The following is a 13,067-nucleotide window of genomic DNA, read 5'->3' as shown; positions in this document are numbered from 1 at the left end:
TCGATGTACCGACTGCTCGACGGCGTCCGGATCCTCGACCTCACCCGCCTCATCCACGCCGGATACGTCACGCAGTTGCTCGCCGATCTTGGCGCTGACGTCATCAAGGTCGAGCGGCCCGGCACCGGCGACTACCTGCGTGGCCTACCGCCGTTCAAGGACGGCATCAGCGCGGCGTACCTGGCGATCAACCGCAACAAGCGAAGCCTCTCGCTCGACGTCAACACGGAGCAGGGTCGTGAGGTCTTCTGGCGACTGCTCGACACCGCCGACGCCTTGATCCAGGTGTCCAAGCCGGGAACCTTCGCCCGGCACGGCCTCGACTACGAGTCGATCGCCCGGCGCCGTCAGGACATCGTCTACACGGAGATCTCCGCATTCGGGCAGACCGGACCATGGCGGCTGATGCCGGCTCACGGCTACAACATGATGGCGACCAGCCGCCACCTCGACGTCGAGTGGGTCGACGGCCGACCCGAGCTTGGCTCGAACAACGGGATCCGCGGCAACGTCGCGTTCGGTACCACGGCGGCCCTGGCGACCCTCGCCGCGCTCGTCCGGCGGGCCACGACCGGGGCGGGCCAGTATCTCGAGGTATCGCTCTGGGATGAGTCGATCCACGAGTCGCTCGAGCTGGCCGACCGCCTCAACGGCGTCCCGCCGATGATGGAGGGTCTCGACGTCCGCAACTCTCCTCGCTACAACGTGTACGGCACCAAGGATCAAAAGGTCATCTTCATCGGTCCGATCGAGCGGCACTTCTGGGTGAACTTCTGCAACGTGGTCGGCCGGCAGGACTGGATAGAGCGGGCGCGGTTCGATCTGCCGATGGACCACGGCAACTACGACACCGACCTGCGAGGGCTGATCCAGGCCGAGCTCGCCACACGCACGCTCGACGAGTGGATGGCCGCGTTTCTCGCCAACGACGTCCCGGCGTCCCCGGTGATGATGACCGACGCCGAGCTGCTCGAGAGTGACCACCTGCGCGAGCGGGGGATGATCGTCGAGACCCAACACGAGGCATACGGCAAGGTCCGTGGCTTTCGGCTGGGCTTCACGATGCCCGGCACCGAGTTCGAGATCCGTCACGCTCCCCCACTACTCGGCGAGCACACCGACGAGATTCTCGACGAGCTCGGGGTAGCGCCGTCGGAGGTTGCGTCCCTTCGCGAGCGGTCCGTGGTATGAGCCATCGCGGTCCGGGCGGCCGATGAGCCCATCGTTCGGGATAGCGATGTTCGGGCACTCGGCTGAGCAGCACGTCGCCATCGGGGTGGCCGCGGAGCAGCTCGGCCTGAGCGATCTGTGGATCGGCGAGCACATCGCAGCCCCTGTCGATCAGCGTGAGGGGCTCTACCACGGCGCAGACATCGTCCGCGACGACGTCGAACTCTCCGACATCTGGACCGTGTGTGGAGCAGTGCTCGCTGCGACCACGACCCTGAGGGTGTCGCCGGGGGTGTTGATCGCGCCGCTCCGCCATCCCGCCAGCACGGCGCTCGCCGCGGTGTCTGCGGCGCGCATCGGCGGCGGCCGGTTCCAGCTCGGCGTGGGCGCGGGGTGGCTCGAGGAGGAGTTCGAGCTGATCGGCATGGAGTTCGGCAACCGTTTCGGTCGGCTGAGCGAGATCGTCGAGATCGTCCGCCTGCTCGCAGCAGGCGGCCCGGTCAGCTACTCCGGGCGGTACTACGAGTTCCCGGCGATCCGGACCACTCATGAGCCTGCTCCCTTCCCGATCATCTTCGGCGGACTCAGTGAGCCGGCGGTTCGTCGCGCGGCGCAGCTGGGTGATGGTTGGTACGGCGTGCCCGGTCTCGATCTCAACCGAGTCGCCGAGGTGCGCGACATCGTGGTCGAGGAACGGGGCACGCTCGACGGCTACCAGCTCCACGTGCGCCTGTCGCCCGACTTCACGCTGTACGACGTCGATCGCCTGGTCGAGCTCGGCATCGATCGGATCGTTGTACCTTGGGAGTCGCTGTGGTCCAGCAAGGAGCGGCGCACGCTGGATGCCGACGCCAAGATCGAGCGGTTGCAGGCCGTCGCCGAGCGCCTCGGCCTGAGGGGCGGTGCGTCCTCGGAACTCTCAGCTCCTGGGGGCGATGTCGCCGCCGACGTAGGCGTCGGCCATCCGTAGAAACTCCTCGGACGCGGCGGCGATCCGCGCTTGGTCGGGCTGTTGGCGTGACACCCACAGCAAGAATCCGCCGAACCACGCCACGAGGACGTCGATGAGGCCGTCGCGCCGTGAGGCCACGACCTCCCCTCGCTGGACGGCGGCGTCGACGATGCGCGACCACACGTGCACGACGCGGTGCCAGTGCGCCTCCCACGCCTTGGCGAGTGCAGGGTTGCGGCTCACCTCGCGCCCGCTGAGCTCGAAGACTTCCACGAACGAGGAGTCCTCAAGGCCAAGATGCACGCTGTCGTCGAGCATACGCCCGAGATTCTCGCCGAGCGGGTGCTCGGTGAAGTCGAAGTCCGCCAAGCGCTCGTCACGGCGCTGATACATGTGCTCGAAGACCGAGATAAAGAGGTCCTCTTTCGAGTCGAAGTAGTAGTAGATCAGCCCAGGCACCACGCCGGCTCTAGCGGCGATCATCTTGTTCGTCGTGTTGTTGTAGCCGTGATCGGCGAAGCAAGCCTTCGCGGCAGCGATGATCTGCGACCGGGGGTCGTCAGCACCGATCCCGCCGGGGCCTTGGCCACGCTTCGGTCGCCCTGTGGATCCGCCCACCTTCGCCCGCGCTTTGGACTTCGCGACCCCGTCGGACGACCTGCTCCGGGCTCTTGCCATCGGAACGAACCCTACCCGTGTTGACCTGCCGGTTACAGCCTTGACTGGTGAGCCAGCCAAGAGAATGGTCCGCGCCGGATCCCGCGACACCGAAGGGGGTGAGGTCCGCCGGGGGCGCACCCGGACGACAGTGTATGGTCCCGCGCAGTGGCGGGATTCGCGTGACGCGATCCCTCGTGGCTGTCAGGCGTCGCGGGTGGAACTCGGCGGTGATGCCGTGTCTCGATGTGGCATCTCAGGCGCCGAACGGCAGCAACGGGCAGCGCTGGATTGGTCTTCATCGATCGCCCGGACCTCAGGCGGGCGATCGTCGAGACTTACCGGCGGAATTTCGAGAACCTCATCGCATCGGCGTCTGCGGGCCAGCGCAACGACGACCAGCACGGGAGGATTCGCTCGGGCTGTCATCTGGCGACCCAGCTCGAGTGATCGAGGGTCGCGCTGCCGGTACCGTCGCGCATCGCTTTGGGCCGATCATCTCTGAGGTGGGCTAGGTCCTCGCTTCGCGTGAGCACGGCGTGGGCTGCGCGCGGATTAACGGTCCGCCTCGGATGAGGAGTTGAGCGCGACGTGGCCGACGTGTTCGGCGCCCCCTCGGCGAGGCGACGCCGGTGGGGTTGTCCCCATCGCTCACACCATCGGCAGCGACTTCAGCCGAGCGAGCGGCCCGGCTGTCCGCACTACTGGAAACCGAACCAAAGTTAGATTAGAATCGTCGAAGAAACTGCACAGGAGATGGACCCATGCACACCGGACTAAGCGTCATCTTCCAGAATCTCGGGCATCGCTCGGCCGACCGAGCGATGATGCGCCGCGACCTCGGCCTGATCGCGAGCGCAGAGGCGCGGGGCTTCGACTCTGTGTGGATCCCCGAGCACCACTTCGCCGGCTACACCGTGGCCCCCAACGTACCGATGGTGCTGGCGTGGGCGGCCGCTCACTCCACCAAGCTGCGGCTCGGGACGATGGTCACGGTGCTCCCGTGGCACGATCCCGTGCGCGTCGTCGAGAACTTCTCGCTGCTCGACCATCTCTCCGATGGCCGTGCGATGCTCGGCATCGGGCGAGGCCTCGGCCGCAAGGAGTTCGACGGGCTACGGCTGGAGCGCGGGGAGTCGCGGCGTCGCTTCACCGAGTACGCCGATGCCGTCCTCGAAGCGCTTGAGACCGGTGTCATGGCCTACGACGGAGACCTATATCAGCAACCTGAGGTCGAGATTCGTCCCACGCCCTTCCAGACCTACAAAGGCCGCACCTTCGCCAGCGCCGTGTCACCCGAGTCGATGGACCTCATGATCAAGCTCGGCTGCGGTCTGATGGTGATCGCCCAGAAGCCGTGGGAGACCACCGAGGCGGAGATCCGCATGTACCGAGAGGAGTTCCTCCGTCAGAACGCTGAGGAGGCCCCGAAGCCGATTATCTGCGTCTTCGTCGGCGTGCACGAAAGCGCCGCGGAAGCACAGCGGCTTCGCGATGTGTATCTGCAGGCGACCGCCCAGTCGATCACCGAGCACTACCAGTTCGCCGACAAGTCCTTCGCTGACGTCGAGGGCTATGAGTACTACGCCAAGCTGGCTGCGAACATCGAGAAGCACGGTGAAGACGCCTTCAATTCCTTCCTCGCCGATCTTCAGGTGTGGGGCACACCCGACGTCGTGACCGAGAAGCTCCTCGACTACTCCAACCGGATCGACGCAGGCGCGGTGCTGGTCGACCTCTCGTTCGGCGACATGTCGCAGGAGGAGGCGAACCGCAACGTCGACCTCTTCTGCCAAGAAGTGTTGCCCCACCTCCACAAGTGCAATGTCGGCGGTGACGTGGGGGTTCGGCACTCGGGCACCGCCGACATCGCCGCATCAGTCTGAACGCGGCCAGGCCTCAACGGCCCGGTGGGCGATGGTGCCGGACCGGCCGCTTGACGCGAGCGAACTCCGGCCACTGCGACCACGGCGGTCCTGCTTCGAATCCCCCGTCGACGACGAAGTGCTGGCCGGTGATCCACTGAGACTCGTCGCCGGCGAGGAACAGCGCCGTGTTGGCGACGTCGTCGGGCTCGCCCACCCGGCCGAGGACCTGCGATGCAGCGGACGCGACGCGCAGCTGCTCGATCCGCGTAGCGTCGGCGTCCGATCTTCCCGCCGCGAGGGGCGTGGCGATGAGGCCGGGGCAGATGGCGTTGACGCGGACGCCGTGCTCGCCGAGCTCGAGTGCCACCGAGCGCGTCAGATGGATCACTGCAGACTTCGCCACGCTGTACAGGTGGGGTGCGTAGCCCGCCCGGAGCCCTCCCACGCTCGACGTGGAGATGATCGAGCCCGACCCCTGTGCTTTCATTCGAGGAGCGACGTGCTTCATTCCGAGGAACACGCTCTTCAGCAGCACGTCCATGGTGAGGTCGTAGTCGGCGACGCTCGTGGACTCGATGGGTCCGAGCGCTCCACCGAAGCCGGCGTTGTTGAGCAGGACGTCGATACGGCCGAACCGACTCTCCGTCTCGGCCACCATCGCGGCAACGTCCTCCTCTCTCGAGACGTCTGTCGGCACGAACGTCGTAGCGGGTCCGAGGTCTTCAGCGAGCGCTCTGCCCTTGGAGTGATCCAGGTCGGCGATAGTCACCTGGGCGCCCTCCTCGACGAACCGGCGGACGGTGGCAGCCCCGATACCACCCGCTCCACCGGTGATCACGGCGACCTTCCCTCTCAGACGATCCATGCTTGCTCCTGTCGCTTGCGGAGCGAGTCCGAACGCTCTGCTCCGGCTATGGCGACGCTAGATGACGACGGGCTCGGGGCCACCGGCGACGGCCGGCACGATCGGTGGCGACTGCGATTGTGTTGCCGCCGGGAGACGACCACGGCCGACCGTCTCGCCGAATTGGGACCTGTCGACTTCGTCGCTTGCGGGCGACGGTGTTCGACGGGGTGGGTCGACCAGATCGTGCGACGAGCCGAGGACGAGCGGCGATGAGCACTCGAGGGCCGAGGGGCGGAAGCGGGTCACCGCCACCGAGGTCACAGCGGACCGGGGCAGGTCGCCCTTCGAAGCGGCGGCGCGACCGAGTTCATCCGTGCGACGGCCTGCGCCTTCCGCCCCGGTCAAAGGACGACGTCTATCTCGAAAGTCCGATGGCTGACCGCGCTCGCTCGGCCTCGCGGCGGGCCGAGGTATGCGGGATGTATGAATACGATGCGTGCGAGCTCGTTCCGCCACGTGACAACCCGTCCAGGTTGAGGAGTGAAGCACCTGATAGATTGCTATTAGTACACATCTGATGCAACGGCCTGCACGCCTCCGCCTCCGCCTCTGACTACGGAGCAGGGGAATGCTGACGTTCCGGCGCGATAATCTGAGTGGGCCAGCTTCGGCGGTGGGGTAGCAAGACAGTAATTCGGGTCCGTGCTGGAGGGCAGGGTTGTAGTCGGCATTCTCTCCTCGCGGCGATAGGACGGTTCGCACTCGTTCACCGCTTTGGCTTCGTCAAGTCTCTTCCTCCTGAGCCCCGCCCGCTTTAGGACCTGCTTACAGGCAGCACGGGTCGGGGAGACCCTCCAGTGGGCCTTTCAGAGGCCCGCAGTCCATCGACGAGTGTTCGCTCACCGTTGAGCAGGACACCGAGTTCCAGAGAGTCGACGTACCGGTAGCTCTGCGGCGCGACGAACGTCCCGGCACGACGTCTCAGTTCGTCGAGACTCACCGGCTGAGGGAATGTCGTGTGTGCACCGAGCAGGATCGCAGTGACTTGTTCGCAACCCTCGACGTACCGTTCGAACTCGTGTCTGCGGAGTCCCGTGCTTGAACCCCACTTTCGCCACACGGTGGATGGTGCGCGCACGTACACATCGGCGATCATCACGGCCCCGATCAATGCGCGCACAGGTAATGAGGAGTAGACCAGCGCTGTCGCGCCGGCTTGTAGTCGCGACGGCCCGCGTCGTATTTCAGTCGTCTTTTCTCCGGCGAGGATCAGGTTCGCAAAGCGGGGGCGGAGTGATATGAGGACGTGGGACCTGTCCGGCTCAGCGCCCATTGTGCGTTCCTCGGCCGAGGAGCTCCACAAAGACTCGCTCACTAATGAGTTGGGGAGACGGCAACGGTGCGGATTTCGACTTGGGGTCTCCCGTCATTGCCTCCCGGTAGTCGTCGAGCGACACGGGGCGTTCGAGGAGTTCCGTATTGGCGAACTTGAGTGCCATCGCCTCGCCGTGTTTCGCCGACTTCGAGATGTCTTGCTCGCGGTAGACGCCGAGCCGTTGGAACCGGTGCCAGAGGTGTGTCGGCTGAGCAACGAGCACCTCCGTCAGCGACGACACTGCACGGATTGCTCGGGCGCCCGGTTCGTTCGGTCGTCCCGAGACGTACCAAAGGATGCGCGCCGGCGCCCGAAGGCCGCCGCTGTTGAGCGGGCTCCGGTAGTAGACGAGCTCGCGTCGCAGACCGAGCTGCCATGTCCTCAGGAAAAGCTGACCACTGGCGAGTGCCGAGTCGAAGAGTTCTGACGCCCACGTGGTTTTGATTGGCACGACGAAGGTCGGGATGCCGGCACCGGTCACTCGGAACGGTGCGAACCACGTCTCGGCGCGCGCCGCGCTTGCCGCCAGATCGTTGCCGACGAGCAATGCTCGTAGGCCGGCGCGCTCCTCGTCTTCGAGCGGTATTGCGTCGAGCATCGTCGCAATACTCGCGAGTTCTCCGACGCCGGTCAGCGACACTGCGACGGCGCCCCGACCGAGTGGCAAGAAGCCTTCGTCCCCATAGTGTCGCCGTGCCCACTCAGCGGGAAACGGGTCGGTGATCCGGGTGATCCGGAGTCCGCGGCGTCGGGTCTCGCTTCGCAGAACGCTGAGCACATGTCGCGCCAGCACGCCTTCGCCCGTCCCGCCGGTGACCCTCAAGATGTCGACCTCGACGACGTGATCCCTCTCGCGGAGACAAAGCAGAGCACGGGGGTCCCCGTCGATCTCGATGATGCGAAGGCTGACAGCGTGCGGGTCGGCTGCGAGATCGCGAATGCGTCTGTCGAAGGGACCGATTGCTTCGCCATGCTGATGGTTTACGAATCGCCGAGCGAGGCTACTGAGGTCGGTGCCATCGGCCTCTCGGATCGTCACGGACGTGTGCGCGAGCTCCACGGGGTTGTACCAGTCACGGCGAGCCGCTTCATCGAGTTGCCGGACGAACTCCGAAGGAGACACCAGCGAGAGGCCTCCAAGCCGCGAGGCAGATTGCGCGTACCTGCTCCGCAGAGCGTTGTCGCTGGTGATCAGCCATCGCGCACCTGCCGCCATGGCCCGAGCGACTTGGCGAACATCGTTGGCGTCACCGTGGTTACCCTCGCCCGAGATCTCCTCTACGAGCGGACGCCAGAGCGAGTCCGGTGGGTCCGCAAGCGGGAGTCGCTGTGCAGCACCGTACTGCCGCTCGCGTCGTGCATTGTCCCTGTCGGCCGAGATCTCGACGAGAACCTCACCGCTGATCGCGAGACGCACATGGTCGCCGAGCCAGTCGGCACGAAGTTGGAGAACGTCTTCGGGCGGAGCATCACCAACGACATCGAAGAACACGCACGAGTCGAGCATCGCGGTTGGACGGGTGTCGGCATCCTCGATCAAGGTGAGCAAGTCGGGCTTGCCGAACGACCGCCACCAACGGGTCAGCGGCTTGCCCTCCAAGCTTCGGCCGATCCGCTCGCCGCGCGGTACGAACCCGAGCGACGGCCACATGCTGTGCGCGGGAAAGTCGTTGCGGCAACTCAGCGCGACACCGCGTCGACCTGCGTGTCGGGCGCACATCTCGTCGACAAGTGCCCGAGCGACTCCTCGCCCTCGGTAGGCCGGGTCGACGACCAGTTGCACGATTTTGACTTCATCCCTGGGCAGGTCGTAAAGGACGTATCCGGTGACCTGTGCTTCGATCCGAGCAGCGAGCAAGGTGCCCTGGTCAGCACGGTCGCGATACGCAGAGTCCGGCAAGAACCCGACCGTCGCCCGTGCGAGCTTGGCAAGGCCGATCACCGCGTTGAGGTGTTCCGTGTGAGCTTCCACCGACTCGAGATGCACCCCACCAGCGTGTCATGGTGGCCCGCCAAACCCGGGCACGCGACAGCAGCGTCTCACCTCCCCACCCACAGACGAAGGACTTCTCGAACCTCGAACATCGGAACCTCCCGGAGTGCCATCGCCGCCTCTCGAGCTGTCAACAGGAGCGGCGATGATCACCCGCTGACAGCACCGAACTGGCGGACCCCAGGGTGGTCCCACCACTGGCGGACAGGTGGTCCCATCACGCTGGCGGAACTCAACTCAAGTGGTCCCATGCCACTGGCGGGCGACAGCCGCGAGAGGCGGCCGCGCGTGTCGGGAGACCGCGTGGTCGTCGATCGCGACCCCGCGACAGGCCGCAGTCTTCAGCGCTCGTTCACGGTGCACGGCGATGGGTTGACGGAGGGATCGAGGAGACGACTGGCTGCTGAGGCGGTGGCGGCGGGTCGACGTCCGAGGTGGCGGACGTAGCCGGCGGTGGTGGCTGGGCTGGCGTGGCCGACGTATCGGGCGATGTCGGCGAGGTCGAGGCCTTCCTCGGTGTAGAGCGCGGTGATCGCCGTCGACCGACCGCTGTGCGTGCCCAGGCCCTTCGGGTCGATGCCAACGCGCTCGGCCGCGGCGGCGACCGCCTTGGCAACCGCCTGGCGCAGCAGCAGCCCGCCCGTCGTCGTCGTGAAGACGAGATCGATGGGTCGATTGCCGTAGATGTGTGCCGGCCACGCCTCGCCCGCGATGCGTCGATCGTCGTCCTGTGCCTCGCGGCGCCGACGAAGGAAGTCGACCACGACGGGAGTGAGAAGGTGATGGCCTTCGGCACCGTCGGTCTTGGGCGGCCCGAGGACCATGCCGACCCCGTCGACGTAGACGCTGGCTCGCGAGACAGTTGCGCTGCCGGCGTCGAGATCGAGGTCGCTCCACGCCAGACCGAGGACCTCGGACACTCGCCAGCCTTGGATGAAGAGCAAGGCGATGGCGGCGGCGAGACGATCGTCGGCAGCCGCGCCAACGAGCGCACGGGCCTCGGCCGCTGTGAGCGCTCGTTTGCTGGATCGACCGGCTTTCGGAGGGCGGACCTTGTCGGCGGGGTTCGACTCGATGATGTCGAGGTTGACGGCTTCGGCGAGGATGGCACGCAGCGTGGTTCGAGTGTCGGCGACGGTGCTCGCCGACAGGGTGGTCAACAGCTCCGACTGCCACGTGGCGATCTGTTCGGCCCGGAGGCTGCCGAGGCGCACGTCGCCGAGCGTTGCGTTGATGCGGTCGATGCGATCGGAGTACTTGCCGAGTGATGACGGCCGCACACGCAATGCGGCGATCGTGGTGAGCCACCACGCTGCGAACTCGGCGACGGTGTTGTTGGGCGTGAATGAGGCGTCGGCGGCACGTGGCCGCATAGCGACGGCGTTCTTGATCGCCTCGGCTCGACGTCGGAGCGCCTCTTCTCGTGTGCGGCCACGCACCCGTCGAGGCCGGCTCTCACCCGGGACCTTGAACGTGGCTCGCCAGGCGCCGTCGACCTCGCGGTAGATCGAGCCTTCACCGTTCGCCGACTTCGACGCGACGGTGAACGTGCCGTCTGGGGCCTTGACCCGCTTGCCGCGTGACGTCCTCGGCATGCCTCAACGGTACACCCTGCCGGGAGTAACCGGGAGCTACGCCGGGAGTAACGCTGTTTGAAACCGCTTGGCACGCATTGCCACCGGTTGGACAAACTGCCTGTTCAGGGGTCATATTCCTTGGGAGTGGCTGTTACTCCCGAAGAGACAAAACACCTGCAAGCGGAACGGGAGGGATTCGAACCCCCGGGGCTTGCGCCCTCCCGCTTTCAAGGCGGGTGCATTTGTCCGCTCTGCCACCGTTCCGGCAGGCACGATAGCCCCGGGCGACGAGGTCGGCGCCGCCACGTACCGGGTTGCCGACTGGCGATCGGGCGCGGCCGGCTGTCCTCAGATGCGGCGACCCGTCGTCTCCCAGTACTGATCACGGAAGAGGCGCCGCTTGAGCTTGCCGGTGGCGTCCCGTGGCAAGGCGTCGTGGAGGTCGATCGTGCGCGGGCACTTGAAGCCGGCAAGCCGTTCGCGGCACCAATCGAGCAGGTCACGCTCGGTGGTCTCGGACGACCGGTGCAGCTCGACGACGGCCTTCACCTGTTCGCCCCACTCGTCGTCGGGAATCCCGAAGACGACACAATCTGCGACCCCCGGGTGCTCGCTGATGACGGCTTCGATCTCCGATGGGTAGATGTTGACGCCGCCGGAGATGATGACGTCGATCTTGCGGTCCGCGAGGTAGACGAACCCGTCAGAGTCGAGCCAGCCGACATCGCCGACCGTGAACCGTCCGTCGGAGAGCCTGCTCGCGGCCGTCTTCTCGGGCGCTCCGACGTACGTGGGGGGACCCTCGGGTCGGCGGAAGTAGAGCGTGCCCACAGCGCCGGTCGGAAGCGTCGTGCCCTCGTCGTCCACCGCTTCGACCGCGAGAAACGGGGGCGGGCGGCCAACGGTGCCGGGATGGGAGAGCCACTCGTTCGAGTCAGCGATCAACGGTCCCGTTCCCTCGCTCGATCCGAAGTACTCGATGACGACCGGCCCCAACCATTCGATCATGGCCTGTTTGACCCAGGCGGGGCAGGGTGCGGCACCGTGCCACAGGCCGACGAGGCTCGACAGGTCGTACCGCTGCCGCACGCCGTCGGGCAGCCGGAGCAGTCGGAGGAGTTGTGTCGGGACGAGGTGCGTGGCCGTCACCCGATGACGCTCGATCGCGGCGAGCACCGTCTCGGCGTCGAACGACGGCATCAAGACGAGCGACTGGCCGAGCGCGAGACACATCAGCGTCATCACCTGCGGTGTGCCGTGGTAGAGGGGACACACGACCAGGTGCGTCCCACCCTCGGTCATCCTCCACGCGTCTGCGAGGCGGCGGTAGCTCGGCATGATCTCGTCGAGGCTCGGCGGCTGATCGGATCGCAACACCCCTTTGGGATGCCCGGTCGTCCCGGACGTGTAGAGCAGCAGCGCTCCGGCGAGGTCGGTCGGACGCCACTCGACAGGGACGTCGTCCAGCCAGTCGGCAGTCTCGTCGACGACGACGACGTGCTCGACTGCAGCGTGTCGGGCGGCGTCGCGGCCGACGGACTCGTGGTCGGAGTCGACGACGAGGACCCGGGCTCCGGAGTCGCGCAGGATGTACGCGACCTCGCTCACCGTCAGGTGCCAATTCATGGGCACGTGCCGAACCCCGGCCAGCAGGTTCCCGACCAGCGCGATCACCCATTCGGGTCGGTTCTTCGCCATCACGGCCAGGCGGTCGCCTCGCTCGATGCCGAGCCGTCCGAGCCGGCTCGCCCAGCGCCTCGCCCGTTCGTCGAGCTGGGACCAACTGATGGACTGGTCGCTCCACACGATGGCGGTCTCGTCCGGTCGGCTCGCCGCCGCGGGAAGGAACGTTCCCGCCGTCGGCACGCTCTGCGTCGTCGGTGGGCGGTTCACCGAACGCGCTCCATGAAGCCCGCGGCGATCTCATCCGGTCCGGGCAGCCAGGTCTCTGGGTCGATCGTTCGAGTCGCCATGACGCTCCGTTTGACCAGGGCGGGCCCACCCGCCGGGAACCCCGCCAGGCGAACGGCCAGTTGGACGGCGCGGTCCATCACCGAGTCGTCGTCGACGACCTCGGCGAACAGGCCGAGTCGGTGAGCTTCCCGAGCTGGGATGCGGTCCCCCCCGAGGGCGAGACGCATCGCGGTGGCCTCGGTGGTCCGGATCCGCAGCCACGCGGCGTTCATCGGGATCCCCATGCCTTGGCTGATCTCGCCCACCTGGATGAACGTCGAGTCGCCGGCGATCAAGAGATCGCAGGCGAGTGCCAGGGCGACCCCGGCGTTGATGGCGAACTTCTCACACGCGCCGATCAGCGGAGTGGACGTGGTCAGCAGCGCCACATGCAGCCGGCGCAGCTCGTCGAGCAGCTCCACCACGTCGTGACGGTCGCGGCGCAACTCGTCGAGATCGAGGCCCGAGCAGAAAGCACCTCCGGCCCCGCCGAGCACGATTGCGTGAATCGTCGGATCCCGGTCTGCGGCGACGATGGCCGCTCGCAGCGAGCTGATGAGGTGACGGTCCAGCGCGTTGCGCGAATCGGGCCGTGAGAGCAACAGGCGCGTCCAGCCGAGGTGCTGCTCCACGACGAGCGGCGCAGGAACGTTCGGGATCACGCCGACGAACGTA

At 66.5% G+C, this 13,067-nt stretch carries 10 protein-coding genes and 1 tRNA gene; 3 read left to right on the top strand and 8 right to left on the bottom strand.

The features are described from left to right. Positions 1–3: 3 nt before the first annotated feature. Positions 4–1,191 carry a CaiB/BaiF CoA transferase family protein gene (locus DN771_RS07270; RefSeq protein WP_116996686.1) on the top strand — a complete coding sequence of 396 codons (1,188 nt, stop codon included), beginning with the start codon at positions 4–6 and terminating at the stop codon, positions 1,189–1,191. Positions 1,192–1,213: 22 nt separating this feature from the next. Then, on the top strand, positions 1,214–2,140 hold the full coding sequence (locus DN771_RS07265; RefSeq protein ID WP_116996685.1) for an LLM class flavin-dependent oxidoreductase: 927 nt from the start codon (positions 1,214–1,216) through the stop codon (positions 2,138–2,140). Here the strand turns inward: DN771_RS07265 and DN771_RS07260 are convergent. Further along, positions 2,090–2,860 carry a TetR/AcrR family transcriptional regulator gene (locus tag DN771_RS07260; protein ID WP_162941661.1) on the bottom strand — a complete coding sequence of 257 codons (771 nt, stop codon included), beginning with the start codon at positions 2,858–2,860 and terminating at the stop codon, positions 2,090–2,092. The genes DN771_RS07265 and DN771_RS07260 overlap by 51 nt on opposite strands. Positions 2,861–3,543: 683 nt before the next feature. On the opposite strand from DN771_RS07260, the gene DN771_RS07255 reads away from it, so the two are divergent. Beyond that, on the top strand, positions 3,544–4,665 hold the full coding sequence (locus tag DN771_RS07255; protein ID WP_116996683.1) for an LLM class flavin-dependent oxidoreductase: 1,122 nt from the start codon (positions 3,544–3,546) through the stop codon (positions 4,663–4,665). Positions 4,666–4,678: 13 nt separating this feature from the next. On the opposite strand, the gene DN771_RS07250 is transcribed toward DN771_RS07255, so the two are convergent. The 7 genes from DN771_RS07250 to DN771_RS07215 form a co-directional block, all read right to left on the bottom strand. Next, the gene (locus tag DN771_RS07250; RefSeq protein ID WP_116996682.1) at positions 4,679–5,512 is read right to left on the bottom strand and encodes an SDR family oxidoreductase; all 834 of its coding nucleotides are present in this window, start codon (positions 5,510–5,512) and stop codon (positions 4,679–4,681) included. A 796-nt stretch (positions 5,513–6,308) separates the two neighbouring features. Continuing rightward, positions 6,309–6,827 carry an ASCH domain-containing protein gene (locus DN771_RS30835; RefSeq protein WP_116996680.1) on the bottom strand — a complete coding sequence of 173 codons (519 nt, stop codon included), beginning with the start codon at positions 6,825–6,827 and terminating at the stop codon, positions 6,309–6,311. Further along, on the bottom strand, positions 6,817–8,856 hold the full coding sequence (locus DN771_RS07235) for a GNAT family N-acetyltransferase (RefSeq protein WP_116996679.1): 2,040 nt from the start codon (positions 8,854–8,856) through the stop codon (positions 6,817–6,819). The genes DN771_RS30835 and DN771_RS07235 overlap by 11 nt, the downstream gene beginning before the upstream one ends. Before the next feature lie 347 nt (positions 8,857–9,203). Next, entirely contained in the window at positions 9,204–10,457 is a 1,254-nt protein-coding gene (locus DN771_RS07230) for a tyrosine-type recombinase/integrase (RefSeq protein WP_116996678.1), read from the bottom strand. A gap of 163 nt (positions 10,458–10,620) precedes the next feature. Beyond that, a tRNA-Ser gene (locus tag DN771_RS07225) sits at positions 10,621–10,703 on the bottom strand. A gap of 84 nt (positions 10,704–10,787) precedes the next feature. After that, positions 10,788–12,332 carry an AMP-binding protein gene (locus DN771_RS07220; protein ID WP_116996677.1) on the bottom strand — a complete coding sequence of 515 codons (1,545 nt, stop codon included), beginning with the start codon at positions 12,330–12,332 and terminating at the stop codon, positions 10,788–10,790. Beyond that, positions 12,329–13,054, bottom strand: coding sequence for an enoyl-CoA hydratase/isomerase family protein (locus DN771_RS07215; protein WP_116996676.1), 726 nt, complete (start codon positions 13,052–13,054; stop codon positions 12,329–12,331). The genes DN771_RS07220 and DN771_RS07215 overlap by 4 nt, the downstream gene beginning before the upstream one ends. Positions 13,055–13,067: the final 13 nt, after the last annotated feature.

Origin of the sequence: Desertimonas flava, assembly GCF_003426815.1 — a bacterium.
Taxonomy (GTDB): Bacteria; Actinomycetota; Acidimicrobiia; order Acidimicrobiales; family Ilumatobacteraceae; genus Desertimonas; species Desertimonas flava.
The sequence above is the reverse complement of the archived record's forward strand: the minus strand, read 5'-3'. Positions and strand labels throughout refer to the sequence as shown.